Genomic DNA, 25,599 nt, shown 5'->3' on the forward strand with positions numbered 1-25,599 from the left:
CTGGCGGCCGCTGCTACAGCGTTCCACGTGGAACACTCAGATGTAGAAAATTTCATAATCTGCAATGCAAGCCCGGTTTAGAGTCGCCACCATGCGGACCCTGTGCCTGCGCTATTTCATCTTGGGCGACATTCCGCGTGTTATATTATAACGATGCGAAAACTGTAACTTCCTTTGATGAAGATCCGCCATGCATAGACGCCAACTGCTCACCTTCATCCTGGCCAGCACGACGCTGGCACTGCCACTTGGCGCCTCCGCGGCGCTGGTGCGCGACGCACGCTTGTGGCGCAGCAACGACAAGCTGCGCGTAGTGTTCGACTTGAGCGGTCCGGTGCAATTCAAGACCTTTACCTTGCAGGCCCCCGACCGCCTCATCGTCGACGTGGCCGGCGCCCAGCTCAGCGGCGATCTGGGCCACTTGAACCTGGCTGGCACCAGCGTGCGGGCCATTCGTTCCGGGCCGTTCGGCCACGGCGACACCCGCATCGTCTTTGACCTCAACGCGCCCATGCAGGCTAACGCGTTCCTGTTGGGCCCGCAGGCGGGCCAGGGCCACCGGCTGGTGCTGGACCTGATTCAGGGCAACCATGTTGCCGCGCCGGCGGTGCTGGCCAGCGCACCGGCACCCGAGCCTGAGCCGGTCGAGGCGCCGAAGGCAGTGGCCAGCCGTGGCCCGCACCCCAAGCGTGACATCGTGGTGGTGGTCGACCCTGGCCACGGTGGCAAGGACCCAGGTGCCATTGGCGGCAAGGGCGAGCGCGAGAAAGACGTGGTGCTGTCCATCGCCCAGTTGCTGGCGCGCCGCCTCAAGCGCGAGAACGGCTACACCGTGCACCTGGTGCGCAACGACGACTTCTATGTGCCGCTGCGCAAACGCGTCGACTTCGCGCGCCAGCGCAACGCCGACATGTTCATCTCGGTGCACGCCGATGCGGCGCCGCGCCTGACCGCGTCGGGTGCCTCGGTATTCGCCCTGTCCGAAAACGGTGCCACCTCGGCCACCGCACGCATGATGGCCGACCGCGAGAACGGCGCGGACCTGATCGGCGCCGCCAGCCTGCTCAACCTCAAGGACAAGGACCCGATGCTGGCCAACGTGATCATCGACATGTCGATGAACGCCACCATCGCCGCCAGCCTGCAACTGGGCCACACGGTGCTGGGCAGCCTGGCCGACATCACCACCCTGCACCAAAACCGCGTGGAGCAGGCCGGCTTCGCGGTGCTGAAGTCACCGGACGTGCCGTCCATCCTGGTGGAGACCGGCTTCATCTCCAACGCCAGCGACGCCCAGCGCCTGGTGACCGCGCGCCACCAGCAGGCTGTAGCCGACCGGCTGTTCGCCGGCATCAACACCTACTTCCAGAAAAACCCACCCAGCGACTCCTTCATTGCCTGGAAACAGGAGCAGAACGCCCAGCGCGTCGTCTGAAGAGACAATCGGTATTGGCTATCCTGCAATGTTATACTATAACATTGCAGGATAGCCTGGCAGTTCATTCCACAAGACCAGGCGCCTTGAGGAATCGAACCATGCCCCATCGTCTTCCCGTCACCGTGCTGTCAGGCTTCCTGGGCGCGGGCAAGAGCACCTTGCTCAACCACGTGCTGCGCAACCGCGACAACCTGCGCGTGGCCGTCATCGTCAACGACATGAGCGAGATCAACATCGACGGCACCGAGGTGCAGCGTGATGTGAGCCTCAACCGCGCCGAAGAAAAGCTGGTGGAAATGAGCAACGGCTGCATCTGCTGCACCCTGCGCGAAGACCTGCTGGAAGAAGTGGCGCGCCTGGCCGACGAGGGCCGTTTCGATTACCTGCTGATTGAGTCCACCGGCATCTCCGAACCGCTGCCGGTGGCCGAGACCTTTACCTTTCGGGATGAACAGGGCCGCAGCCTGGCCGACCTGGCGCGCCTGGACACCATGGTCACGGTAGTGGACGGGGTGAATTTCCTGCGCGACTACGAGGCCGCCGAAAGCCTGGCCAGCCGCGGCGAGACCCTGGGCGAGGAAGACGAGCGGGCCATCACCGACCTGTTGATCGAGCAGGTGGAATTCGCCGACGTCATCCTCATCAGCAAGATCGACCTGATCAGCAGCGCCGACCGTGATGAGTTGATGGCCATCCTCAAGCGTCTCAATGCCCAGGCGCAGATCCTGCCCATGGTGATGGGCCAGGTGCCGCTGGAGCGGATCCTCGACACCGGGCTGTTCGACTTCGAGCGCGCCAGCCAGGCGCCGGGCTGGCTGAAAGAGCTGCGCGGCGAGCACGTGCCGGAGAGTGATGAGTACGGCATCAGCTCGGGGGCCTACCGCGCGCGCCGGCCGTTCCACCCGCAGCGCTTCCACGACTGGCTCAACAGCCCGTGGCAGAACGGCAAGCTGCTGCGCTCCAAGGGCTTCTTCTGGCTGGCCAGCAAACCCCAGGAGGCTGGCAGCTGGTCCCAGGCCGGCGGCCTGGTGCGCCATGGCTTCGCCGGGCGCTGGTGGCGTTTCGTGCCCAAGGCCCACTGGCCCCAGGACGCCGAGAGCACCGCATCGATCATGGCCCATTGGCAGGCTGACAGCGGCGACTGCCGCCAGGAGTTGGTGTTCATTGGCCAGGGCGTGGACTTCGCCCGCCTGAACGCCGAGCTGGACCAGTGCCTGCTCAGCGAAGCGGAAATGGCCCTGGGCGCTGGCGCCTGGGAACAGCTACCCGACCCATTCGGCCCCTGGCACGAAGACGCGGCCTGATCAGGGCTTGAGCCAGGTGCCCTGGCTCTTCTGCTCGCAGAACGGTTCCAGGTAGGCGGCGTCGCTGGCCACGCCGTAATAGTGGATATCCTGGCGATAGGGCATATTGTCCACATGGGCGTCGCTGCACACGCCAAACGCACCTGCCGGGCACTGGTCGACGAACTGCACCTCGACCTTTTGCCCTGGCAGGTTCGGCTCGCAGAAACCATCGTGAAACATCTTTTCCGGTATGTTGCGGTTCTGCTGGCATACCTTCACGTCGAGCCGTTCGGCATGGCTGTGCACCACGCAGGCCTGGGCCCAGACCTGACTGCTGGCAAGGCTTAGCGCCAGCACACCCCAAAGACGCATCCACTACCTCCATTCAAGAAAACCAATGATGCTTGAGAACATACCTACTCACGTCATCGCCGGGCCCCTGGGTGCCGGCAAGACCAGCCTGATCCGCCAGCTGATGGCACAGCGTCCTGCAGGGGAGCGCTGGGCGGTGTTGATCAACGAGTTCGGCGAGGTCGGCCTGGACGCCGCGTTGTTGAGCACCGCGGACGATGGTATCGCACTGGGCGAGGTGGCGGGAGGCTGCCTGTGCTGCGTCAATGGCGCGCCGTTCCAGGTGGGCCTTGCCCGGCTGCTGCGCAAGTCCAAGCCTCACCGGCTGTTCATCGAACCCTCGGGCCTGGGCCATCCGCTGCAACTGCTGGCGCAGCTGCGCGAGGCGCCATGGCGCGGGGTGCTGGCCGTGCAACCACCGATCACGGTGTTGGACGGCCAGGCGCTGGCCTGTGGACAACTTCTTCCGGAGGCCCAGCAGCAGGCGCTGGGCAGCATGGGGCTGGTGGTTGTGAATAAGTCAGCTGCGCTGGCTGTGAAAAAAATAATGTGGATAAAATCGCAACTTATTGATATTCCAATATATTTTACAGAGGCTGGATACCTGCCCATTAGCGAATTGAGAACAGTCGAGGCGCTTCCAGGGGCTGTGGATAAACTGCCGAAAGCGGCTGTGGAGCCGGTTTTTCTGTGGATAGACCCGCAGGTTCCCATCAGGGCTGTGCATAACGGCGAAGGGGGCTGGAGCGTGGGCTGGCGCTGGCATCCGGACCGGGTGTTCGATGCGCGGAAGCTGGATATGTGGTTATCCACAATGGCCTGGCGGCGGGCGAAAGGAGTTGTGCACAGCAACCGTGGGTGGCTGTCATTCAACGCTGTGGATAAAAATGTGCCGGAATGGCGCGCCAGCGAGTGGCGCAAGGATTCGCGCGTGGAGTTGATCTTCGATCATGCGCAGGATGAACAGGCCCTGGAGCAAGGCCTGAAGGCATGCCTGTAGCAGCGGCCGCAAGGCCGCGTCACAGCTACCGGCAGCTCAAGGCCGCCAGCGCTTGTGCTCCTGCCGCCACTGGTCCATCTCGATAACTTCGGCGGTGGGCTGGGTCTTGATCTCGAACGGGTAGGGCGCCAGTTCGATCTGCACCGCGTGCCCGCCGAACTGGGTGATGGTGCCGGGGTGACGCTGCTCGCCGGTCACGGTGAATTCAAAGTTATACACACGGGCAAAACGGCGACGGCCGTTGGCATCGCGCACGAAGCCGAAGCGCTTGAAGGCCACGTTCTCGTCGAGCAATTCCAGGTCCAGCTTGGCGCAATGCTGCTTGACCCGTTCCAGTGCCCGCTCGCGCAGGCCATGGTTATGCCACAGCCAGGCCGCGCCTGCGCCCAGCACCATCAGCACAAACAGATTTCCGAGGGTAAACATCGAGGAATGCTCCAACTAGGTGTGCCCAGCTTAACTGCGACGTCGGTCTGTCGTACAGACGGTATTTGGCGCCATACTGCGCCCCTCGAAAATCAGATACCGCTGCGGGATATTTGCATGAAACGTACTCCACACCTGCTCGCCATCCAGTCGCACGTGGTGTTTGGCCATGCCGGTAACGGCGCCGCGGTGTTCCCCATGCAACGCGTGGGGGTCAACGTATGGCCACTGAACACCGTGCAGTTCTCCAATCACACTCAGTATGGCCAGTGGGCCGGAGAAGTGTTGGCGCCAGCGCAAATTCCGGCACTGGTGGAAGGGATTGCGACGATTGGTGAGCTGGGCAACTGTGATGCCGTGCTCAGCGGCTACCTGGGCAGCGCTGCCCAGGGCCGGGCGATCCTGGAAGTGGTGCGCAAGGTCAAGGCAGCCAACCCCAACGCCTTGTACCTGTGTGACCCGGTCATGGGCCACCCGGAGAAGGGCTGCATCGTGCCTGCCGAGGTCAGCGAGTTCCTGCTCGACGAAGCGGTGGCCGTGGCTGACCTGGTGTGCCCTAACCAGCTTGAGCTGAATACCTTCTGTGGCCGCCTGGCGCAGTCGCTGGAAGATTGCGTGAGCATGGCCCGCTCGCTGTTGGAACGCGGCCCCAAGGCCGTGGTGGTCAAGCACTTGGCCTACCCCGGCAAGGCCGCCGAAGAGTTCGAGATGCTGCTGGTCACTGCCGAAGGCAGCTGGCACCTGCGCCGGCCACTGCTGGCCTTCCCGCGCCAGCCGGTAGGGGTGGGTGACCTGACGTCGGGGTTGTTCCTGGCGCGCCTGCTGCTGGGCGACAGCAAGGTGGCGGCGTTCGAGTTCGCCGCTGCGGCCGTGCATGAGGTGTTGCTGGAAACCCAGGCCTGCGCCAGCTACGAACTCGAGCTGGTGCGGGCCCAGGACCGCATCGTGCACCCACGGCTGCGCTTCGAGGCGCAGCGTTTGGCGTATTAAAGCCCGTCGTCCTTGATGTCCTGGTAGCGCTTTTCCAGTTCCTGGCGGATCTGGCGGCGCTGCTGGGCCTGCACGAAGCGACGTTTCTCTTCGCTGGTCTGCGGCTCCAGGCGCGGCACCTGGGCAGGCTTGCGCTGGTCGTCGACGGCCACCATGGTGAAGAAGCAGCTGTTGGTGTGGCGCACCGAGCGTTCACGGATGTTCTCGGTGACCACCTTGATGCCCACCTCCATGGAGGTATTGCCGGTGTAGTTCACCGACGCCAGGAACGTCACCAGCTCGCCGACGTGAATCGGCTCGCGGAAGATCACCTGGTCCACCGACAGGGTCACCACGTAGCGGCCGGCATAGCGGCTGGCGCAGGCGTAGGCGACTTCGTCGAGGTACTTGAGCAAGGTGCCGCCGTGCACATTGCCTGAAAAGTTGGCCATGTCCGGGGTCATCAGAACAGTCATCGACAACTGGGCGTTTCCGGGTTCCATAGTGCGCTCACGGTAATGTTGCTGTAGTTAAGGGGCGCCACCTATGTTGGTGCTTACCCGCTGGGGCAAAAAATCCCACTCTTCCGGGACGTTGGTCGCCGGCTGGACGTCACAGCCCGCGTGGCCTGGAGGCTGCCAGGCGAACGGATCTGTTTCCACTTGTTGCACCGGCATTTCCGCAGGTTTCGCGATGTTAACCTCAGACTTGAGATGTTACACCGTGAAAAGGAGCCGGGCCCATGCATGCCATCAGTTTCATCCAGGATCTGGCCGTGATCATGCTGATTGCCGGCGTGGTCACGGTAATTTTCCACCGGCTGCGACAACCCGTGGTGCTGGGCTACATCGTCGCCGGCTTCGTCATCGGCCCGCACACCCCGCCGTTTGGGTTGATCCACGACGAAGACACCATCAAGACCCTGGCCGAGCTGGGGGTCATCTTCCTGATGTTCTGCCTGGGCCTGGAATTCAGCCTGCGCAAGTTGTTCAAAGTCGGGGCTACCGCGTTCATCGCCGCCTTCCTGGAAATCGTGCTGATGATCTGGATCGGCTACGAGATTGGCCGCTGGTTTGAATGGAGCGCCATGGACTCGCTGTTCCTGGGTGCCATCCTGGCGATTTCGTCCACCACCATCATCGTCAAGGCGCTGAACGACCTGAAGATGAAGAACCAGCGCTTCGCGCAGTTGATCTTCGGCGTGCTCATCGTCGAGGACATCCTGGGCATCGGCATCATCGCGCTGCTGTCGGGCATAGCGGTCAGCGGTTCGGTCAGCTCCGGCGAAGTGTTCTCCACGGTCGGCAAGCTGTCGCTGTTCATGATCGTGGCGCTGGTGGTGGGCATCCTGCTGGTGCCCCGGCTGCTGGCCTACGTGGCGAAGTTCGAAAGCAACGAGATGCTGCTGGTGACGGTCCTGGGGCTGTGCTTCGGCTTCTGCCTGCTGGTGGTGAAGCTGGAATACAGCATGGTGCTGGGCGCCTTCCTGATCGGCGCAATCATGGCCGAGTCCCGGCAGCTGTTGAAGATCGAGCGGCTGATAGAGCCGATCCGCGACATGTTCAGCGCTATCTTCTTTGTCGCCATCGGCCTGATGATCGACCCCGCGATCCTGGTGCAGTACGCCTGGCCGATCGCTGTCATCACCATCGCCGTGGTGCTGGGCAAGATGATTTCCTGCGGCCTGGGCGCCTTCATCGCCGGCAACGACGGCCGCACCTCGTTGCGGGTAGGCATGGGGCTGTCGCAGATTGGTGAGTTCTCTTTCATCATCGCCGCCCTGGGCATGACCCTGCAGGTGACCAGCGATTTCCTCTATCCGGTGGCGGTGGCCGTCTCGGCGCTGACCACGTTATCCACGCCTTACCTGATCCGTGCCGCCGACCCGCTGTCGGAGAAACTCGCCGGCTGGGTGCCAGTGCGCATGGCGCGGGTGTTCGGCCTCTATGGCGAATGGCTGCGCAGCATTCAGCCGCAGGGGCAGGGCGCGCGGCTGGCGACGTTGATACGGCGCATCCTGCTGCAGGTGGGGGTGAACCTGGCGCTGGTGATGGGTATTTTCTTCAGCGCAGCCTATTTCGCCGAGCCTATCTCCGTGCACCTGCAGGCGTGGGTAAGCGAGGCGCGCTGGCACAACGCGTTGATCTGGGGCGCGGCGCTGCTGTTGTCCCTGGCGTTCCTGATTGCGGCGTATCGCAAGCTCAAGGCGCTGTCGATGTTGCTGGCGGAGATGGGAGTGAAGCCGGAGATGGCGGGCAGGCACACCGAGCGGGTGCGGCGGGTGATCGCCGAGGTGATCCCGCTGGTGTCGCTGCTGGTGATTTTCCTGCTGCTGGCGGCGCTGTCGGCCAGCATCCTGCCCACCAGCGAGCTGCTGGTGGTGGTAGGCCTGGTGGCTGCGGCGGTGGCGGCGGTGCTATGGCGCTGGTTCATACGCGTGCACACGCGCATGCAGGTGGCGTTGCTGGACACCCTGGGCAACAACGCCGACGGCCACTAGCGCTGTAGCCGCTGCCGCCAGGCTGCGCTGGGCTCCGAGTACACTGGATATCTACAGTGGGGCACCGGGCCAGCGCAGCCTTCGGCAGCGGCTACAAGGGGATCAGCTTTCCAGCCAGACATCCCGCGCCCAGTGCCACACCGACTCCCAGCTTTCCTCGGTGACCAGCTCTTCTTCGCCGGACCACAGCACCACGGTGCCGTCTTCTTCGACGCAGTAGTAGTCATCACCGTCCTGGCAGATAGGGATCAGGTCGCGCGGCACGCCGGCGTCCCAGGCGTTGGCGGCCACTTCCGGCAGGTAGGTGTGGGACTGCGGGTCGGTGACGGTCACGGGCTCGAGGCTGCCGTAGACGACGTCGCTGACGGTCAACAGGAATTCCTTGAAGACGAACGGGATGTTGATGAACAGCTGTTCTTCAACCTCGACCAGTTGGTCCTCATCGGGCAACTCGAGTGGAACGGGTACCGGTTCATTGGCTTCCCGGAGTTGTTCGATCACTTCTTCCACGATGTATTTCCTCTCAACGAATTGCGCGGTGCGGTTTATACATTAGCTGGATATTTTCGCAATGTTAAAAATGAAAAACCCCGGCCTGGGCCGGGGTTCGGGCGTGCAATACCGGTGGATCAGCCGTTCTGGCGAATCCCGGCAATCAGCCAAGGCTGGTTGTCGCCCTGCGGGCGTTCCATGTTCCAGCTTTCGCTGAACACTTCGCCCTGGTCAAAGCGCGAGGTCTTGGACACGCCGCTGAAGGTCAGGGTAGCGATGGTCTTGTCGGCGCGGTCGTCCACGCCATCGAGCTGCACCTGCAGGTTGTCGATGATGGTGGACTGGAAGCCGTCGCCCAGGCTGGCGCGTTCCTGACGCAGGAACTGCAGCATCTGCGGGGTGACGAACTCGGCGATCTTGTCCATCTCGTTGGCGTCCCAGTGCTGCTGCAGCGCTTCGAAGTGGCTGCGGGCGGCGTTCAGGAAGCTCTGCTCGTTGAACCAGGCCGGGGCGTGGATGACCGGGCGAACCGGCTGGCCACCCGAGCTGCCGAAGATCGGCTGGGCAGGCTGCTCGAAGGCTTCACGCTGGAACGGTGCGCCAGCCGGAGCCAGGTGCTCCTGCTGCTTGCGCCGACGGGCGGCGATGAAGCGGAAGATCACGAAGGCGATGACCGCCATGATCAGGATGTCGAAGATCTGCATGCCCTGGAAGCCGCCACCCATGAACATGGAGGCCAGCAGGCCACCGGCGGCGATGCCGGCCAGTGGGCCCAGCCATTTCGAAGCGCCACCGGCGGCAGGGGCTGCACGCCCGGCCATGCCGGCGGCGCCTGCACCGGCAGCGCCGGAGGAAGAAGGGGTGACCGACTGGTGCGTCGGCGCATTGCCGAACGACTTGCCGCCGCCAAAGCGCTTGGCGTGAGCGTCGATACTCATCGTCAGGCCGATGCACAGCGCCAGGGCGATGCTCAGAAAACGTTGCATAAGGGAATTCCCGTTGTGGATTGCACTGAGGCCATGTTGCACAGATGGGCAGGCCATGGCCAGTGACATAGTGTTTCGAGCTTTTACAGGGGGAAACAATCACGCGTGATGTGGGGTGCCCGCTGACGCGGCCTGCGGCCGCTGCTACAAAGACCGTAGCAGCGGCCGCAGGCCGCGTCAGGAAAGGATCACAGCGCTTCGAGTTTGGCGTAGCCGAGCATCAGCCACTTGCTGCCTTCGGCAAAGTTGACCTGCACCCGGGCCTGGGCGCCGGAGCCCTCGAAGTTGAGGATCACGCCTTCGCCGAACACCGAGTGCGCCACGCGCTGGCCCAGGGTGAATTCGGTCTGCGGAATGCTGGCGCCGCCGAACAGGCTGCTGGAGTTCTGCTTCTGGCCCGAGCCGAACGGGCGGCTGACGCTGTTGGACAGCCGCACTTCCTGGATCAGCCCGCCGGGAATCTCGCGCACGAAACGCGAGACCTTGTTGTAGGTCTCGCTGCCGTACAGGCGGCGGGTCTCGGCGTAGGTCATCACCAACTGCTGCATGGCGCGGGTAATGCCCACGTAGGCCAGGCGACGTTCCTCTTCAAGGCGGCCGGGCTCTTCCAGGCTCATCTTGTGCGGGAACAGGCCTTCTTCCATGCCCACCAGGAACACGTGGGGGAACTCCAGGCCCTTGGCGCTGTGCAGGGTCATCAACTGCACGCTGTCTTCGTGCTCGTCGGCCTGGGTGTCGCCGGCTTCCAGCGACGCGTGGCCAAGGAACGCCGCCAGGGGCGTCAGCTCCTCGTCCTCCGGGGCGGTCTCGAAGTTGCGCGCGGCGCTGACCAGTTCCTCAAGGTTTTCTACCCGTGCCTGGCCCTTTTCACCTTTTTCTTCCTGGTGATAGATGATCAGCCCCGACTGCTCGATGACGGTCTGGGTCATCAAGTGCAGGGGCATCTCCATGACCTTGGCGGCCAGGTTCTCGATCAGCTCCATGAACGCGCCCAGGGCATTGCCGGCGCGGCCGGTCAGGCCCTTGTTGGCCACCAGCTGGCGCATGGATTCCCACATGGAAATCTCGGCATGACGGGCGTGGTCGCGGATCGCCTCGACGGTCTTCTCGCCGATGCCGCGCGGCGGCACGTTGATGATGCGTTCCAGCGCCGCGTCGTTGCCGCGGCCTTCCAGCACGCGCAGGTAGGCCATGGCGTTCTTGATCTCGGCACGCTCGAAGAAGCGCTGGCCGCCATAGATGCGGTACGGGATGCGTTCGCGCAGCAGGGCCTCTTCCAGCACCCGCGACTGGGCGTTGGAGCGGTACAGGATGGCGATGTCGCTGCGCGACATGCCGGTCTTGATCGCCGCCTCGATGGTTTCCACCACGTAGCGCGCTTCGTCGTGTTCGTTGAAGGCTGCGTACAGGCTCAGCGGTTCGCCGTCGCCGCCGTCGGTCCACAGCTCCTTGCCCAGGCGCCCGGTGTTGTTGGCGATCAGGGCGTTGGCAGCCTTGAGGATGCCGGCGGTGGAGCGGTAGTTCTGCTCCAGGCGGATGGTTTCCACATCGGGGAAGTCCGCGGAGTACTGGTGAATGTTCTCGATTTTCGCGCCACGCCAGCCATAGATGGACTGGTCGTCGTCGCCCACCACCATCAGGCTGTCGCCGCCCTGCGCCAGCAGGCGCAGCCAGGCGTACTGCACGGCGTTGGTGTCCTGGAACTCGTCCACCAGCAGGTGGCGGAAGCGGCGCTGGTAATGCTGCAGCAGGCCGGGGTGGTCGCGCCACAGGTCCAGGGCGCGCAGCAGCAGCTCGGAGAAGTCGATCACGCCGGCACGGGCGCAGGCCGCTTCGTAAGCCTCGTAGATCGACTTCATGGTGCCCAGGAACAGGTCGCCGCTGGCCTGGATGTGTTGCGGGCGCAGCCCCTCGTCCTTCTGGCCGTTGATGAACCATTGCGCCTGGCGGGCAGGCCAACGTTGTTCGTCCAGGCCCAACTCGCGGATCACCCGCTTGACCAGCCGCTGCTGGTCGTCGCTGTCGAGGATCTGGAAGTTCTGGTTCAGGTTCGCTTCCTGCCAGTGGGCCCGCAGCAGGCGGTGGGCCAGGCCGTGGAAGGTGCCTACCCACATGCCGGCCGGGTTGATGCCCATCAGCTGCTCGATGCGCTGGCGCATCTCGGCTGCGGCCTTGTTGGTGAAGGTCACCGACAGGATGGAGTGCGGGGACGCCTGTTCGACCTGGATCAACCAGGCGATACGGTGCACCAGCACTCGGGTTTTACCGGAACCAGCACCGGCCAGGACCAACTGACGGCCAACCGGGGCCGCTACGGCCTGCCGTTGGGCATCGTTGAGGGAATTCAGCAGAAGGGAGAGGTCATCGCGCATCCGGCCATTTTAGGGTGCTGGACAAGATTGGAGCAAACCCGGCGTTCGAGCGGTCGATAAATAACCTCTTTCATCTGTTTGCGCGGGGGCTGTGGCGGGGCGGCGGGCTTGTGTATGCTCGCTGCACGTTCAGGCTCCGCACATTAATAAGAATATTGCCTATGACACTCGCTTCAGGTCCTGCTTCCACGGAGGGGCAACGGGATATACGCCGCAAATACGCCGCGCAACTGGCGGTCGAGCGCACGCGCCTGCTGTACCAGGGCTCCTTGCTGCCCACCTTGCTGATGCTCGCCAACGGCCTGGTCTGCGCCTGGCTGCTGTGGGAGCCCCAGCACTATGTGCTGGTGAGCGTGTGGCTGGTGTGGCTGACCGCGCTGGTGGCCATGCGGGTCATCCAGGTGGCCGCCTTCGATTCGGCCATTCCCGACCGGCAGTCGCAGCCGGTGTGGCTGCGCATGTTCCTGTTCGGCTCGTTCGTCAGTGGCCTGACCCTGGCTGGCGCCGCCATCCTGCTGGTGCCCACCGACAGCTTCGTCCAGCAAGCCTGGGTGTTCGGGCTGCTGGGGGCGGCCACGCTGTCGGCCAGCGTGGCGTATGCCGTCAGCCTGCCGGCCTTCCTCAGCTTCGCCTTGCCCTGCCTGTTGCCGCCCATCGGCTGCCTGTTCCTGATTGGCAGCGGCGCGCAGCACGGTTGGGGCTGGCTGGGCCTGATCCTGCTGGGGGCGCTGGTGGTGGTGGCCTGGCAGGTCAACCGCCTGATCGAGCGCGGGCTGATTCGCCGCTTCCAGAACCAGGACCTGATCGAAAACCTGCAGCACGCGCAGGCCGCCAGCGCGCGGCTGAACCAGGAACTGGCCCGCGAGGTGGACCAGCGCCGGCGCGCCGAAGGCGAGCTGCGCGAAGCCCAGGCCGGGCTGGAAACCCGCGTGGCCCAGCGCAGCCACGAGCTGGACCTGGCCAACCAGGCGCTGAGCAAGAGCGAGGCGCGCCTGGCGCTGGCGCTGGAAGCCAGCGAGCTGGGGCTGTGGGACTGGGACCTGCAGTCCGACGAAGTGCACCATACCCACGTGCAGCAGCTGTTCGGCCTGGACCCGGAGTACGTCACCGCCATGCTCCGCCACCTCAAGCCGCGCCTGCACCCGGAGGATGTGCCACACCTCAAGCGCACCCTGGTGGAACACATGAAGGGCCGCACCGAGGATTACCGCATTGAATACCGCGTGCGTCACAGCGACGGCCGCTGGCGTTGGATCGAAGACCGCGGGCGTGCGGTGGAGCGCGGGGAAACCGGCAAGGTCCTGCGCATGCTCGGCACCCGCCGTGACATCAGCGCCAGCAAGGCCCATGAAGACCAGCAGCGGTTGTCGGCGATGGTGTTCGAGGCGGCCAGCGAAGGCATCATCATTCTCGACAGCGACTATGCCGTGCTGTCGGTGAACGAGGCCTTTATCAAGGTCACCGGTTACTCGCGCGAAGAAGTGCTGGGGCGCAATGTGGTCGAGCTGCCGTGCAGCCGTGACGCGCGCCGGCATCATCGGCAGATCGACGAAGCCCTGCACCAGGCCGGCCAGTGGCAAGGCGAGCTGGTGGAAGCGCGCAAGAACGGCGAGCTGTACCCGCAGTGGCTGCAACTGAGCGTGGTGCGCGACCATCGCGGCAACATCAGCAATGTCATCGCCTTCTGCGCCGACCTGTCCGCCCGGCGCGAGTCCGAGGAGCGCATGCGCTTCCTCACCCATTACGACGAGCTGACCGGCCTTGCCAACCGCGCGCTGTTCCGCGAGCGCCTGCAGGAAGCCAACCAGCGCGTGCGCCAGGGCGGCCGCAGCCTGGCGCTGCTGCACATCAACCTGGACCGCTTCAAGCTGCTCAACGAGACCATGGGCCATGAGGCCGCTGACCAGTTGCTCAAGCAGATGGCGCGGCGCATCAGCAGTGCCCTGCCCGAGGCCGACACCATCGCGCGGCTGTCTGGCGACGAGTTCGCTGTGTTGTTCGACGCCTACGCCAACCTGTCCAGCCTGGCCCGGGTGACCAGCCGGCTGCTGGCCAAGTTGCGCGTGCCGCAGATGATCGAGAACCAGGAATTGGTCGTCAGCGCTTCCATCGGCATCAGCCTGCTGCCCGACAACGCGCGCGACGTCTCGGCGCTGGTGGGCCAGGCGATCATGGCCATGCAACACGCCAAGCACCTGGGCGGCAACAACTTCCAGTTCTACACCGAGAGCCTGCAGGCCAGCACCCTGGAGCGCCTGCAGCTGGAACAGCAACTGCGCAAGGCCATCGACGAGCAGCAGCTGGAGGTCTACTACCAGCCCAAGCTGTGCCTGGCCACCGGCCGCCTCAATGGCGCCGAAGCCTTGGTGCGCTGGCGCCACCCGGCCATGGGCATGATCCCGCCCGGGGACTTCATCGGCCTGGCCGAGGAGACCGGCCTGATCGTGCCCATCGGCGAATGGGTGCTGCGCCAGGCCTGCTGGCAGGCCTGCGAATGGCAGCGCCAGGGCCTGGCGCCCATTCGCGTGTCAGTGAACCTCTCCGTGCACCAGTTGCGCCAGGGCAAGCTGGTCAGCCTGGTGCGCCAGGTGCTCAGCGACACCGGGCTGGCACCGCAATTCCTCGAGTTGGAGCTGACCGAAAGCCAATTGCTGGACAGCGTCGAGCACATCATTGCCACCTTCCACCAGCTGCAGGCCCTGGGGATAAAACTAGCCATCGACGACTTCGGAACCGGCTACTCTTCCCTTAGCTACCTCAAGCGCTTCCCGGTGGATTACGTGAAGATCGACCAGGCGTTCATTCGCGGGTTGGCCGAAGGTAGTGAAGATGCGGCCATCACCCGCGCCATCATTGCCATGGCCCACAGCCTGCAACTGAAAGTGGTGGCTGAAGGTGTTGAAACGCACGAGCAACTTTCGTTTTTGAACGCTCATGGATGTGACGAAATCCAGGGTTACCTGATCAGCAAACCGGTGGAAGCCCAGGCTTTTGGCGGGTTGCTGGAGCAAGACCCGGATTATCGCGGGCAGCTTGGCCAGGTTCATTCGCGAACTTGACTATCGTTTAGCTGGGCGTGTCGCAGGTCATGTAGTATAACTACAAGAAAGCTACATCGGTCTTCCGATCCTGAACGAGTCTCCTCCATTGAACCTGTTGCAACACATCGCCCAGTCTCGCCACCTGTTACGCAAGTCGGAGCTCAAAGTCGCCGACCACGTGCTGCTCGACCCCGCGGCCGTGATGCACAGCTCCATGGCGGACCTTGCCCACAACGTTGGCATCAGCGAGCCGACCATCGTGCGCTTCTGCCGCGCGATCGGCTGCTCGGGCTTCCAGGACCTCAAGCTCAAGCTGGCGCAGAGCCTGGCCGCCGGCGCCAGTTTCGGCCAGTTCGCCATTCATGAAGACGACTCGGTAGCCGACTACAGCCTGAAGATCTTCGACACCACCCTGCACACCCTGATGGAGGTGCGCGAGCACCTCGACCCGCAGGCGCTGCAGCGCGCGGTGACCGCCATGGCCCAGGCCCAGCGCGTCGAGTTCTACGGCTTTGGCGCGTCCGGCGCAGTGGCGGCCGATGCCCAGCACAAGTTTTTCCGCCTGCTGCTGACCGCGGCGGCCTATTCCGACCCGCACATGCAGGCCATGTCGGCCGTGACCCTGAAGCCCGGCGACGTGGCCATCTGCATCTCGCAGTCGGGGCGCTCCAAGGACCTGCTGATCACTGCCAACCTGGTGCGCGAAAGCGGCGCCACGCTGATCACCCTGTGCCCCAGCCAGACGCCGTTGGCCGAGCTATCGACGGTGAACCTGGCCATCGACGTGCACGAAGACACCGAGATCTACACCCCGCTGACCTCGCGCATCGCCCACCTGGTGGTGATCGACGTGCTGGCCATGGGCGTGGCCATGGCGCGCGGCCCGAGCCTGGTCAACCACCTCAAGAGCGTGAAGCGCAGCTTGCGCAGCCTGCGCTTGTCGCCCAAGTCGGTCAAAGCCCTCGACGACTGAAATATCCCGTATCCGCAGCTGTCTTGTGGGAGCTGGCTTGCCAGCGAGCTTTTATGGCCCCAACAGCTCGCTGGCAAGCCAGCTCCCACAGGATGTAGACCGGCTATTGCGCGGCGCCTTTGACGCGGCCGGTGGCCGCTGCTACGAGAGTGATTTAACCGAACCGTCATCCCTGCGCCCACAAATCGTAACCGCCCAAGCCCAGTCTGAAGTCCCCGCACTCGAACTGGGAGAGACGCAATGGCTCGTTACTTCGATGGCTCGCAGGACCAAGGCACCAACAAGACCAAGCGCCAGCAGGAAGACCAGCGCCGCATGGAATTCCGCCGCGCAATCGAAAGCTACTCCGAGCAGCGCCGCCTGCTGCAGGAAATCTCTGATTTTCCCGATATGGAATCCATCAACTATTGGCAGGCAACGTCGGCAAACGTCCAGAAAAACGTTCAGCCAGGGCGGTGATCTGCGCCCGTTCCATGCGGATGAACGCCTGAAAGGCCAGTGCCACCGGCGATAGCCGCTTGGCCTTGGCCTGCACGATGCACCAACTGCGATAAAGCGGCAGTTCTTCGACCGGTAGTTCCTTGAGCACCCCCGTGGCCAACTCCATGTTCAACGCATGGCGGGTCAACAGGGCCAGGCCAAGCCCGGCGATGACGCTTTCGCGCTGGGCGTCGGCGTTGGCCACCTCGATGGTCTGGGTGAAGTGCACGCGCTTCTCCTTGAAATACTCCTCGCAGGCCTTGCGCGTGCCCGAGCCCTGCTCGCGCATCAGCAGCGTGTGTGGCTCCAGGTCCTGCAGGCGCAGGCGTTCCAGCTTGCACAGTGGATGATCCGGCGGCGCCACGGCGACGATGGGGTTGTTGAGGAACGGCATGAATTCCAGCCCCATGTCCTGGGGCACCATCGACATGATGATCAAGTCGTCGCGGTTATCCGACAGGCGACGGATGGCCTGTGCACGGTTGCACACGGTCAGGCTAAGGTTGACCTCAGGGTGTTGGCGCTTGAACGCGGCGAACAGGTGCGGCACGAAGTACTTGGCGCTGGATTCCACCGCCAGTTTCAGCTGGCCTTGCAGCGAGCCCTGCATGTCCGACAGCTGCATGTCGAAGCTTTCCAGGCGCCCGAAGATGTCGCGGCTGGCGCGCTGCAGCGCTTCGGCTGCCTCGGTCAAATAGAGTTTTTTGCCCACATATTCGAACAATGGCTGGCCAACCAGCTCTTCCAGCTGACGAATTTGCAGGCTGACCGCGGGCTGGGTCAGCGACATTTCCTCTGCAGCGCGGCTGTAAGACCGTAGGTCGCAGACTTCGTTGAAGATCTGAAGTTGCCGTAATGTCATACGCATCAATGACTTACGCATGATGTAGTCCTCGTTGCCGCGCCATGGTCGCCTGACTATAAGGCTTCCTTTATGGCTGACCTAACAAATATTGATTTTTGTTAATTGTTACACGGCGCTACTGTGAAGGTGCGACTGGCCGAGCGGGCCGGGTCATGCGCCGACCGGTTTTGCCGGTCTGTTAGTCAACGGTCGAGGAACATCCAAGTGATAAAAAAGATCCTGATCGCCAACCGTGGTGAAATTGCCGTACGAATCGTGCGTGCCTGCGCCGAGATGGGCATTCGCTCCGTCGCGATCTATTCCGACGCCGATCGCCACGCCCTGCACGTGAAACGTGCCGACGAGGCCCACAGCATTGGCGCCGAGCCGCTGGCCGGTTACCTGAACCCGCGCAAGCTGGTGAACCTGGCGGTGGAAACCGGCTGCGATGCCCTGCACCCCGGTTACGGTTTCCTCTCGGAAAACGCCGAGCTGGCCGACATCTGCGCCGAACGCGGCGTCAAATTCATCGGCCCTTCGGCCGAAGTCATCCGCCGCATGGGTGACAAGACCGAAGCCCGCCGCAGCATGATCAAGGCCGGCGTGCCGGTCACCCCGGGCACCGAGGGCAACGTCGCCGACATCGAGGAAGCCCTGGCCGAAGGCGACCGCATCGGTTACCCGGTGATGCTCAAGGCCACTTCCGGTGGCGGCGGCCGTGGTATCCGCCGCTGCAACAGCCGCGAAGAGCTGGAGCAGAACTTCCCCCGCGTGATTTCCGAAGCCACCAAGGCCTTCGGCTCGGCGGAAGTGTTCCTGGAAAAATGCATCGTCAATCCCAAGCACATCGAGGCGCAGATCCTGGGTGACAGCTTCGGCAACGTGGTGCACCTGTTCGAGCGCGACTGCTCGATCCAGCGCCGTAACCAGAAGCTTATCGAGATCGCCCCCAGCCCGCAGCTCACCCCCGAACAGCGTGCCTACATCGGCGACCTGGCCGTGCGCGCCGCCAAGGCCGTGGGCTACGAGAACGCCGGCACCGTGGAGTTCCTGCTCGCCGAGGGCGAGGTGTACTTCATGGAAATGAACACCCGGGTGCAGGTGGAACACACCATCACCGAGGAAATCACCGGCATCGACATCGTCCGCGAGCAGATTCGCGTGGCCTCCGGCCTGCCGTTGTCGGTGAAACAGGAAGACATTCACCACCGTGGCTTCGCGTTGCAGTTCCGCATCAACGCCGAGGACCCGAAGAACAACTTCCTGCCCAGCTTCGGCAAGATCACCCGCTACTACGCCCCCGGCGGCCCGGGCGTGCGCACCGACACGGCGATCTACACCGGCTACACCATCCCGCCGTTCTACGACTCGATGTGCCTGAAACTGGTGGTGTGGGCCCTGACCTGGGAAGAAGCCATGGACCGCGGCCTGCGGGCACTGGACGACATGCGTGTGCAGGGGGTGAAGACCACCGCCGCGTACTACCAGGAAATCCTTCGCAACCCCGAATTCCGTAGCGGCCAGTTCAACACCAGCTTCGTCGAAGCCCACCCTGAACTGACCAACTACTCGATCAAGCGCAAACCCGAAGAGCTGGCCCTGGCCATCGCCGCCGCCATCGCCGCCCACGCAGGCCTGTGAGGAACCCCATAATGTCCAAGAAAATCTTCGTTACCGACACAATCCTGCGCGACGCCCACCAGTCCCTGCTGGCGACCCGCATGCGCACCGAAGACATGCTGCCCATCTGCGACAAGCTCGACAAGGTCGGCTACTGGTCGCTGGAAGTCTGGGGCGGCGCCACCTTCGATGCCTGCGTGCGCTTCCTCAAGGAAGACCCGTGGGAGCGCCTGCGCAAGCTGCGCGCCGCCTTGCCCAACACCCGCCTGCAAATGCTCCTGCGCGGCCAGAACCTGCTGGGCTACCGCCACTACAGCGACGACGTGGTGCGGGCGTTCGTGGCCAAGGCCGCGGTCAACGGCATCGACGTGTTCCGCATCTTCGACGCCATGAACGACGTGCGTAACCTGCGCGTGGCCATCGAGGCCGTGAAGGCTGCGGGCAAGCACGCCCAGGGCACCATCGCCTACACCACCAGCCCGGTGCACACCATCGACGCGTTCGTGGCCCAGGCCAAGAAGATGGAAGCCATGGGCTGCGACTCCATCGCCATCAAGGACATGGCCGGCCTGCTGACCCCATACGCCACCGGCGAACTGGTGCGCGCGCTGAAGGCCGAGCAGTCGCTGCCGGTGTTCATCCACTCCCACGACACCGCCGGCCTGGCTGCCATGTGCCAGCTGAAAGCAGTGGAAAACGGCGCCGACCATATCGACACCGCCATCTCCAGCTTCGCCTGGGGCACCAGCCACCCTGGCACCGAGTCCATGGTGGCGGCGCTCAAAGGCAGCGAGTTCGACACCGGCCTGAGCCTGGAACTGCTGCAGGAAATCGGCCTGTACTTCTACGCCGTGCGTAAGAAATATCACCAGTTTGAAAGCGAATTCACCGCCGTCGATACCCGGGTGCAGGTCAACCAGGTGCCGGGCGGGATGATTTCCAACCTGGCCAACCAGCTCAAGGAGCAGGGCGCCCTCAACCGCATGAACGAAGTGCTGGCCGAGATCCCGCGCGTTCGCGAAGACCTGGGCTTCCCGCCGCTGGTGACCCCGACCTCGCAGATCGTCGGCACCCAGGCGTTCTTCAACGTGCTGGCCGGCGAGCGCTACAAGACCATCACCAATGAGGTGAAGCTGTACCTGCAGGGCGGCTACGGCCAGGCCCCTGGCCAGGTCAACGAGCAGCTGCGCCGCCAGGCCATCGGCAGCGAAGAAGTGATCGACGTGCGCCCGGCCGACCTGCTCAAGCCCGAGATGGTGCGCCTGCGCGGCGAAATCGGCACCCTGGCGACCTCTGAAGAAGACGTGCTCACCTACGCCATGTTCCCGGACATTGGCCGCAAGTTCCTCGAGGAACGCGCTGCCGGCAAGCTCACCCCTGAAGTGCTGCTGCCGATTCCAGAGCCGGGCAAGGCGCCCTCGGCCAGCGGCGAGGGCGTGCCTACCGAGTTCGTCATCGACGTGCACGGCGAAACCTACCGCGTGGACATCACCGGCGTGGGCGTGAAGGCCGAAGGCAAGCGCCACTTCTACCTGTCCATCGATGGCATGCCGGAAGAAGTGGTGTTCGAACCGCTCAACGAATTTGTCGGCGGCGGCATTGGCAAGCGCAAGCAGGCCAGCGAGCCGGGCCACGTCAGCACCACCATGCCGGGCAACATCGTCGATGTGCTGGTCAAGGAAGGCGACACCGTCAAAGCCGGCCAGGCGTTGCTGATCACTGAAGCGATGAAGATGGAGACCGAGGTGCAGGCGCCTATCGCCGGCAAGGTGACGGCCATCCACATCGCCAAGGGCGACCGGGTGAACCCGGGCGAGATTTTGATCGAGATCGTGGGTTGATCAACGTTTAACCTCTGGGAGGCCTCGGCCTCCCTTTTTTATTCTGCTGCACGCAACCCTGTAGCCGCTGCCGCAGGCTGCGCTGGCCCTATGCCTCGCTGGAGATACGCAGCGTACGCCAGGACCAGCGCAGCCTGACGGCAGCGGCTACAGGTTCAGAATTTCAGTTGCCATTGGCCGATGACGGCGTGATTGCGGCTGTTGCTGCCATATTCCCCGCTGTATCCCACGCCCAACGTCTGCCGTGCGGTGATGCCCACGTCCAGCCCGGCCTCGGCCAGCAGGCTGTCGCGGTCCAGCGCCGTGCCCTGCACGCTGAAACCGCTGCCGCCGGACAGGAAGGCCTGGCGCGTCTCGCTGTCCACATCCCCATAGGTATGGCGCCAGCCCAGGCTGGCCCGCGGGGTAATGCTCATGCCGTTGGCCAGGGTACCCAGGTGCGCCACGCGTACGCCGAAGGTGCTGCTGACGTTGTCCTGGGTCTGGGCGCTGACATCCAGCGCCGCGGCGCCGCCTTTCTCCTGATAGGCGTCGCGGTGGTAGCGCTGGTAGCCCAGGGTGGCGAAGGGTTCGGCACTCAGGCGGCCGCTGCCCAGGCTGTAGCCCAATTCGGCGAAGGCCTGCTGGCTGTCGGCGTTGTAGTCGCCCTTGGGGCTGTCGGTAAAGCCATCGAACGCCACGCTGCGGCGGCTGCGGCCATCGTGGTGGCTGTAGGCGGCGCCCAGGCGCAGCGCCAGCGGCCCGTCCTGGCGCAGGGCGTAGGCGCCCAGGTGCCAGCTGTCCACCGAACCCTCGACGCCGCTGGTGTCCAGGTCAGTCTTCGAATAGCCGCCCAGCACACCCAGGCGCCAGGCCGGGGTGGCAGCCCAGTCGGCGCCGATCACGCTGCCCTTGGTGCGCTGGGTGAGGGCGCTGGCGCCGTCCTTGCCGTCCAGCTTGCCGTAGCTGCCCAACCCTTGCAGCCACAGCCGGCCCTGGGCGTTGGGGTCGTTGAGGTTGCGGGCGCTGTCCGGTACGCCGTTGGCGGCCAGGGCCGGCGTGTCCTGGTCGTTCTGGCCCACCAGCAGGCCGGCGGTGCCGTCCATCTGCTGCATGGCCTCGAGCATGGTGCTGCCCACCTGGGCGCTGCCGCTCAGGGTGGCCGCGGCCAGGCTGGCGTTGCTGCCGCCCGCCAGTTGCTCGATGGCGGCGGAGGCCGTGCGGGTGGAGGTGTTGAGCAGTGCGTTGTACAGCGTGCTGTTCTGGTCCAGGCCACCCAGGCTGCGTGCGGCGCTGGCGCCGTTGCCCGTGGTGGCGTAATCGCTGAAGGCGATGTCATTGCGGTTGTAGTCCAGCCCGACCTGGGTGGCGGTATAGCTCAGGGTTGGGGTCAGGAACGCGTAGTCACTGGTGACCTTGGCGAAGGTGCCTTCGATGGTGCCGGCCTCAAGCACCGTGTAATGGCTTTTCCAGGGGTAGTCGCCAGTGCTGGGCACCACTTCAAGCGTGGCGCCGGTGAGCGTGGCGGTGCCGCCCACCTGCACGGGGGCGCTGGTACCGTCGGCGTTCACGCCATAAGCCAGGGTAGCGCCGCTGCCGAAGGTCAGGTTGCCGGCGACGCTGGCAGTGCCCAGCGCGGTGCTGGTCAGCAGGGTGCCGTTCACCAGCAGGTTGCCGACGCTGCCGCCGCCGGCATAGGTGCCGCCGTTGTCCACGGTCAGGGTGCCGGCGATGCTGCCCTGGTTGATCAGCGTGGCGCCTGTGGATATCTCGCCGCCGTCGCTGAAGTCACCGGTGCCGGTCAGGGTCCAGGTGCCCTGGTTCACCTGCAGCCATTCGAAATTGCGGCTGGCGCCGAAGCTGCCGCCGCTGGCATCGTCCATCACCAGCCGGTCGTAGCCGCTGCCACCGTCCACCAGGCCCTCGAAGCGGCTGCCGCTGAGCAGGGTGAGGGTGTCATTGCCGCCGCCAAGGTCCAGGGCCAGGCCGTTGCTGCCGCTGATCAGGCCGGCGTTGGTGACCTTGTCGTCGAATTCGCCCACCAACTGGATGCCGAAGCCGTCCAGGCCCCGGATGGTGCCCTGGTTGATCAGGGTCAGGGCCCCCACGCCGGATCCATCGCTTCCGTCATCCACCAGAATGCCGTTATTGGCGCCGCTGATCAGCGCGCCGCTGGCGTTGTAGATATAGCCGCCACCCATGGCAATGCCCTCGCTGCCGTTAGCGAAGCCATTCTTATCCACACCCCCGGCCCCCGTGCCCTGGATGGTGCCGTGGTTTTCCACATGGCCAATGCCATCGATATCCACACCGTCGCCATCGCCATTGGCTTTCAAGCCCGCGTACGCACCGGTGATGGTGCCAAAGTTATACACAGTGCCGTCGCCGTCCGAGCCGAACCCTGAACCATTACGGCCCGTGAGTTCGCCGTAGTTGTAGAGCGTGGCCCCCAGGTCGGTGGTAATGCCATGCCGGCCACCGCTGATAGTGCCGTAGTTATACACAGTCACGCCGGTGGCCGAATCGACATCCACACCATCGTATTTCTGCGCATCGGTGAGCGAATCGCCTGTGGATATCTCTCCGTAGTTGATGATCGTCGCATTGCCGCCGGTCTTCATGCCGTCGCTGGCGTCGCCGCGAATCAAGCCGCCTTCGCGGTTGATGATGGTCGTGGTGGTGCCGGCGCTGCGCAGGCTATCCAGGTCTATCCCCTGGCCGGTGCTGGAGCGGATAGTGCCGCTGTTATCGATCAATACGCTGCCTGTGGGAAAGTTGCTGTTGATGCGCAGGGCGTCGTCGTAGCCCTGGATCAGGCCGCCGGCGCGGTTGATGAAGCTGTAGATGCGCCCCGCAGTCTCGCTGCCGCTGCTGTCGATGGCGCGGCCACCTGTGGATATGATGCTGCCGGTGTTATCCACAACCACGCCAGCGCCCGTGGTGGCATCCTTGAGGCTCAGCGCCTTGCCGCTGGTGGTGATGCTGCCGGTGCTGGTCACGGTCAGAGTCTTCTCCGCGGTCAGCGTCTGCGAATCGGTGGTGGGCGCACTGATGACCGTGGCGTTGGCTTGAGTTATCCCCAGGCTGAGGATGGACAGGGCGCAGGCTAGGCGGGACGGGGACGGAAGCATGACGGACGGCCTTTTTGTAATTGGGAGGCCGTCCTATATAGCGATGTGTGTTTACAGCTATGTTTAACCGTACAAATTGAAATAATTTAACGGCGGGCCGTTCGCAGTTCGCTCAAGCTTTTGAGTTGGCCATTGGCACCCTGGTTGGCATCCGCCAGCCAGGCATCGAACGCCGCATGCACCGCCGGCCATTGGCCGTCGGTGATCGAATACCAGGCGGTATCGCGGTTGCAGCCCTTGACGATCATGTGCTGCCAGAACACCCCTTCGAAGGTGAAGCCCAGGCGCTCGGCGGCCTGCTTGGAGCGGGCGTTGGCGTTGTTGCACTTCCACTCCAGGCGGCGGTTGCCCAGGGCGAACGCCAGCTTGGCCAGCAGGTACACGGCTTCGGTGCTTTTCGGTGTGCGCTGCATGGGGGCGCCGAAGGCCACGTGGCCGATCTCGATACGGCCATGCTCCGGCACGATGGACATCAGGCTGAGGATGCCCTCGGCCTTGCCGGTGGTGCTGTCGATAACCGTGTAGAACAACGGATCGCTGCTGGCCGCCTGGCCCTTGAGCCAGGCATCGAACAGCCCGCGCTCGGTGAAGGGGCCGTAGGGCAGGTAGTCCCAGAGTTTCGGGTCGGGGCCCTGCAACGCAGCCCACAGCTGGTCGCCGTGGTGGCCGGCGTCGAGTTTTTCCAGGCGCACGAAGCGGCCTTGCAAGGTGGAGCCACTGGGTTCGACGGCGGGTTGCCAGTCGACGACGGGGTTGGACATGGTCAATTCCTACAGTGCTTTGCGAAATTGTATGAAGCCGGGGCGTTCGGCGATGCGTTCATACAGCTGGATGGCGGTGGCGTTGGTCTCGTGGGTCAGCCAGTGGACCTTGACGCAGCCTGCGGCGGCCGCGGTGCCGTACACATGCTCGATCAGCTTGCGCCCAACGCCCAGCCCACGCGCCTCCTCACTGACGAACAGGTCCTGCAGGTAGCAAGAGTTCTCGATCGACCAGTTGGAACGATGGTAGATGAAGTTGACCATGCCGATGGCGCGCCCGTCCTTCCACGCCAGCGCAGCGTTGGTGGTTTCGGTGGGGTCCAGTAGGCGTTGCCAGGTGCTGTCGGTGACCTGCTGCGCCAGCTCGGTTGCATAGAAACGCAGGTAGCCTTGCCACAGGGGCAACCAGTGTTCCTTGTCAGCTACGGTGACCGGGCGAATTTCAACGGATGACATGGTGGCTCCTTATTCACTCATGAGCTGGGCAACGGCGTTGTCCAGGGGATCGATGCTGGCCGCAAGGCCCTGGCGCACGCCGGCGATGTCCTCGGCGCTGCGGTTCTGGCTGAGCTTGCGCTTGCCTTCCAGGCGGCTGATGGGTAGTTCGAAGCCGACGATGGCCTTGAGCATGCTTTGCAGGTAGTCGGCGGGGGCGTCATTCACGGCCCAGGGCTTGGCCTGGCCCGCTTCGTGGCGGTCGGTGAGCTGGCTGACCAGTGCGCGCAGGCGCTCGGCGTCGCTGAACACCTCGGCCGTGCCAGTGGCATGCACCGCCAGGAAATTCCAGGTCGGCACCGCTTTGCCGTGCTCGGCCTTGCTGGGGTAGAAGTTCGGGCTGACATAGGCGTCGGCACCGCTGAATATCACCAGCGCTTCGCTGCCATTGGCCAGGTCTTGCCATTGCGGGTTGGCCCGGGCCAGGTGGCCGCGCAAGGTGCCGAACGGGCCGGCGGCACGGTCCAGCAGCAACGGCACGTGGCTGGCCTGCAGGCCGCTGTCGCCGTGAGTGACAACAATCGCCAGGCGGCAGTCTTGCATCTGCTGCTGCAGACGTTCGATGTCCTGGTCGTGGAAAGCGGCGGGTAGATACATGGCTCGAAAATCCTCGG

Annotated in this window: 21 protein-coding genes; 10 read left to right on the top strand and 11 right to left on the bottom strand. The window is 64.1% G+C overall.

What is annotated here, in order from left to right; all coding sequences use genetic code 11:
- The first annotated feature begins 190 nt into the window (after positions 1 to 190).
- On the top strand, positions 191 to 1,435 hold the full coding sequence (locus ACWKWX_RS18690; protein WP_416421633.1) for an N-acetylmuramoyl-L-alanine amidase: 1,245 nt from the start codon (positions 191 to 193) through the stop codon (positions 1,433 to 1,435).
- Positions 1,436 to 1,536: 101 nt separating this feature from the next.
- Positions 1,537 to 2,742, top strand: coding sequence for a zinc metallochaperone GTPase ZigA (gene zigA / locus ACWKWX_RS18695; RefSeq protein WP_483828534.1), 1,206 nt, complete (start codon positions 1,537 to 1,539; stop codon positions 2,740 to 2,742).
- Here zigA and ACWKWX_RS18700 read toward each other — a convergent pair whose 3' ends face one another.
- Complete coding sequence (locus ACWKWX_RS18700) at positions 2,743 to 3,096, bottom strand: NADH:ubiquinone oxidoreductase (protein WP_416421631.1); 354 nt, start codon at positions 3,094 to 3,096, stop codon at positions 2,743 to 2,745.
- Positions 3,097 to 3,124: 28 nt separating this feature from the next.
- Here ACWKWX_RS18700 and ACWKWX_RS18705 point away from each other — a divergent pair, with 28 nt between their 5' ends.
- Positions 3,125 to 4,075, top strand: coding sequence for a CobW family GTP-binding protein (locus tag ACWKWX_RS18705; RefSeq protein ID WP_483828577.1), 951 nt, complete (start codon positions 3,125 to 3,127; stop codon positions 4,073 to 4,075).
- A gap of 36 nt (positions 4,076 to 4,111) precedes the next feature.
- Here the strand turns inward: ACWKWX_RS18705 and ACWKWX_RS18710 are convergent, their stop codons facing one another.
- Positions 4,112 to 4,501: a DUF3301 domain-containing protein gene (locus ACWKWX_RS18710; protein ID WP_416421630.1), complete on the bottom strand. Its 390-nt coding sequence runs from the start codon at positions 4,499 to 4,501 to the stop codon at positions 4,112 to 4,114.
- Positions 4,502 to 4,618: 117 nt separating this feature from the next.
- Here ACWKWX_RS18710 and pdxY point away from each other — a divergent pair, with 117 nt between their 5' ends.
- Positions 4,619 to 5,491: a pyridoxal kinase PdxY gene (gene pdxY / locus ACWKWX_RS18715; protein WP_416421629.1), complete on the top strand. Its 873-nt coding sequence runs from the start codon at positions 4,619 to 4,621 to the stop codon at positions 5,489 to 5,491.
- Here pdxY and ACWKWX_RS18720 read toward each other — a convergent pair.
- Entirely contained in the window at positions 5,488 to 5,973 is a 486-nt protein-coding gene (locus ACWKWX_RS18720; RefSeq protein WP_416421628.1) for an acyl-CoA thioesterase, read from the bottom strand. The genes pdxY and ACWKWX_RS18720 overlap by 4 nt on opposite strands.
- Positions 5,974 to 6,212: 239 nt before the next feature.
- Between ACWKWX_RS18720 and ACWKWX_RS18725 the strand changes: the two genes are divergently transcribed.
- Positions 6,213 to 7,970 carry a cation:proton antiporter gene (locus ACWKWX_RS18725; protein ID WP_483828535.1) on the top strand — a complete coding sequence of 586 codons (1,758 nt, stop codon included), beginning with the start codon at positions 6,213 to 6,215 and terminating at the stop codon, positions 7,968 to 7,970.
- A gap of 102 nt (positions 7,971 to 8,072) precedes the next feature.
- On the opposite strand, the gene ACWKWX_RS18730 is transcribed toward ACWKWX_RS18725, so the two are convergent.
- The 3 genes from ACWKWX_RS18730 to uvrD form a co-directional block, all read right to left on the bottom strand.
- A complete protein-coding gene (locus ACWKWX_RS18730) occupies positions 8,073 to 8,480 on the bottom strand; it encodes an SMI1/KNR4 family protein (protein ID WP_416421626.1) in 408 nt (135 codons plus the stop codon).
- Between the two features lie 119 nt (positions 8,481 to 8,599).
- The gene (locus tag ACWKWX_RS18735; protein WP_416421625.1) at positions 8,600 to 9,448 is read right to left on the bottom strand and encodes a Tim44 domain-containing protein; all 849 of its coding nucleotides are present in this window, start codon (positions 9,446 to 9,448) and stop codon (positions 8,600 to 8,602) included.
- Between the two features lie 188 nt (positions 9,449 to 9,636).
- Positions 9,637 to 11,820, bottom strand: a complete 2,184-nt coding sequence (uvrD, locus tag ACWKWX_RS18740) for a DNA helicase II (RefSeq protein ID WP_416421624.1) — start codon at positions 11,818 to 11,820, stop codon at positions 9,637 to 9,639.
- 161 nt (positions 11,821 to 11,981) lie between these two features.
- Between uvrD and ACWKWX_RS18745 the strand changes: the two genes are divergently transcribed.
- The 3 genes from ACWKWX_RS18745 to ACWKWX_RS18755 all read left to right on the top strand — a co-directional run bounded on the left by ACWKWX_RS18745 (position 11,982) and on the right by ACWKWX_RS18755 (position 16,293).
- A complete protein-coding gene (locus ACWKWX_RS18745; RefSeq protein ID WP_473004940.1) occupies positions 11,982 to 14,879 on the top strand; it encodes an EAL domain-containing protein in 2,898 nt (965 codons plus the stop codon).
- An 88-nt stretch (positions 14,880 to 14,967) separates the two neighbouring features.
- On the top strand, positions 14,968 to 15,834 hold the full coding sequence (gene hexR / locus ACWKWX_RS18750; protein WP_416421622.1) for a transcriptional regulator HexR: 867 nt from the start codon (positions 14,968 to 14,970) through the stop codon (positions 15,832 to 15,834).
- 240 nt (positions 15,835 to 16,074) lie between these two features.
- A complete protein-coding gene (locus ACWKWX_RS18755; protein ID WP_473004939.1) occupies positions 16,075 to 16,293 on the top strand; it encodes a PA3496 family putative envelope integrity protein in 219 nt (72 codons plus the stop codon).
- On the opposite strand, the gene ACWKWX_RS18760 is transcribed toward ACWKWX_RS18755, so the two are convergent.
- Positions 16,235 to 17,197, bottom strand: coding sequence for a LysR family transcriptional regulator (locus ACWKWX_RS18760; RefSeq protein ID WP_483828536.1), 963 nt, complete (start codon positions 17,195 to 17,197; stop codon positions 16,235 to 16,237). The genes ACWKWX_RS18755 and ACWKWX_RS18760 overlap by 59 nt on opposite strands.
- 186 nt (positions 17,198 to 17,383) lie before the next feature.
- Between ACWKWX_RS18760 and ACWKWX_RS18765 the strand changes: the two genes are divergently transcribed.
- Positions 17,384 to 18,799, top strand: coding sequence for an acetyl-CoA carboxylase biotin carboxylase subunit (locus tag ACWKWX_RS18765; RefSeq protein WP_416421620.1), 1,416 nt, complete (start codon positions 17,384 to 17,386; stop codon positions 18,797 to 18,799).
- Positions 18,800 to 18,810: 11 nt separating this feature from the next.
- Entirely contained in the window at positions 18,811 to 20,619 is a 1,809-nt protein-coding gene (gene oadA / locus ACWKWX_RS18770; protein WP_416421619.1) for a sodium-extruding oxaloacetate decarboxylase subunit alpha, read from the top strand.
- A gap of 155 nt (positions 20,620 to 20,774) precedes the next feature.
- On the opposite strand, the gene ACWKWX_RS18775 is transcribed toward oadA, so the two are convergent.
- From ACWKWX_RS18775 to ACWKWX_RS18790, 4 genes are all read right to left on the bottom strand, one after another.
- Positions 20,775 to 23,729: an autotransporter outer membrane beta-barrel domain-containing protein gene (locus ACWKWX_RS18775; protein WP_483828537.1), complete on the bottom strand. Its 2,955-nt coding sequence runs from the start codon at positions 23,727 to 23,729 to the stop codon at positions 20,775 to 20,777.
- 86 nt (positions 23,730 to 23,815) lie between these two features.
- Complete coding sequence (locus tag ACWKWX_RS18780; protein ID WP_483828538.1) at positions 23,816 to 24,490, bottom strand: GNAT family N-acetyltransferase; 675 nt, start codon at positions 24,488 to 24,490, stop codon at positions 23,816 to 23,818.
- A 9-nt stretch (positions 24,491 to 24,499) separates the two neighbouring features.
- Positions 24,500 to 24,946 carry an N-acetyltransferase family protein gene (locus tag ACWKWX_RS18785; protein ID WP_483828539.1) on the bottom strand — a complete coding sequence of 149 codons (447 nt, stop codon included), beginning with the start codon at positions 24,944 to 24,946 and terminating at the stop codon, positions 24,500 to 24,502.
- Between the two features lie 9 nt (positions 24,947 to 24,955).
- The gene (locus ACWKWX_RS18790; RefSeq protein ID WP_416421615.1) at positions 24,956 to 25,582 is read right to left on the bottom strand and encodes an FMN-binding negative transcriptional regulator; all 627 of its coding nucleotides are present in this window, start codon (positions 25,580 to 25,582) and stop codon (positions 24,956 to 24,958) included.
- Between the last annotated feature and the right edge of the window lie 17 nt (positions 25,583 to 25,599).

This window comes from Pseudomonas imperatae, from assembly GCF_057128625.1.

Bases quoted from the DNA above. Each gene is read 5' to 3' on its own strand.
- ACWKWX_RS18690 (WP_416421633.1), top strand. From the start codon at position 191: ATGCATAGACGCCAACTGCTCACCTTCATCCTGGCCAGCACGACGCTG.
- zigA (WP_483828534.1), top strand. From the start codon at position 1,537: ATGCCCCATCGTCTTCCCGTCACCGTGCTGTCAGGCTTCCTGGGCGCG.
- ACWKWX_RS18700 (WP_416421631.1), bottom strand. From the start codon at position 3,096: ATGCGTCTTTGGGGTGTGCTGGCGCTAAGCCTTGCCAGCAGTCAGGTC.
- ACWKWX_RS18705 (WP_483828577.1), top strand. From the start codon at position 3,125: ATGCTTGAGAACATACCTACTCACGTCATCGCCGGGCCCCTGGGTGCC.
- ACWKWX_RS18710 (WP_416421630.1), bottom strand. From the start codon at position 4,501: ATGTTTACCCTCGGAAATCTGTTTGTGCTGATGGTGCTGGGCGCAGGC.
- pdxY (WP_416421629.1), top strand. From the start codon at position 4,619: ATGAAACGTACTCCACACCTGCTCGCCATCCAGTCGCACGTGGTGTTT.
- ACWKWX_RS18720 (WP_416421628.1), bottom strand. From the start codon at position 5,973: ATGGAACCCGGAAACGCCCAGTTGTCGATGACTGTTCTGATGACCCCG.
- ACWKWX_RS18725 (WP_483828535.1), top strand. From the start codon at position 6,213: ATGCATGCCATCAGTTTCATCCAGGATCTGGCCGTGATCATGCTGATT.
- ACWKWX_RS18735 (WP_416421625.1), bottom strand. From the start codon at position 9,448: ATGCAACGTTTTCTGAGCATCGCCCTGGCGCTGTGCATCGGCCTGACG.
- uvrD (WP_416421624.1), bottom strand. From the start codon at position 11,820: ATGCGCGATGACCTCTCCCTTCTGCTGAATTCCCTCAACGATGCCCAA.
- ACWKWX_RS18745 (WP_473004940.1), top strand. From the start codon at position 11,982: ATGACACTCGCTTCAGGTCCTGCTTCCACGGAGGGGCAACGGGATATA.
- ACWKWX_RS18755 (WP_473004939.1), top strand. From the start codon at position 16,075: ATGGCTCGTTACTTCGATGGCTCGCAGGACCAAGGCACCAACAAGACC.
- ACWKWX_RS18760 (WP_483828536.1), bottom strand. From the start codon at position 17,197: ATGCGTAAGTCATTGATGCGTATGACATTACGGCAACTTCAGATCTTC.
- oadA (WP_416421619.1), top strand. From the start codon at position 18,811: ATGTCCAAGAAAATCTTCGTTACCGACACAATCCTGCGCGACGCCCAC.
- ACWKWX_RS18775 (WP_483828537.1), bottom strand. From the start codon at position 23,729: ATGCTTCCGTCCCCGTCCCGCCTAGCCTGCGCCCTGTCCATCCTCAGC.
- ACWKWX_RS18780 (WP_483828538.1), bottom strand. From the start codon at position 24,490: ATGTCCAACCCCGTCGTCGACTGGCAACCCGCCGTCGAACCCAGTGGC.
- ACWKWX_RS18785 (WP_483828539.1), bottom strand. From the start codon at position 24,946: ATGTCATCCGTTGAAATTCGCCCGGTCACCGTAGCTGACAAGGAACAC.
- ACWKWX_RS18790 (WP_416421615.1), bottom strand. From the start codon at position 25,582: ATGTATCTACCCGCCGCTTTCCACGACCAGGACATCGAACGTCTGCAG.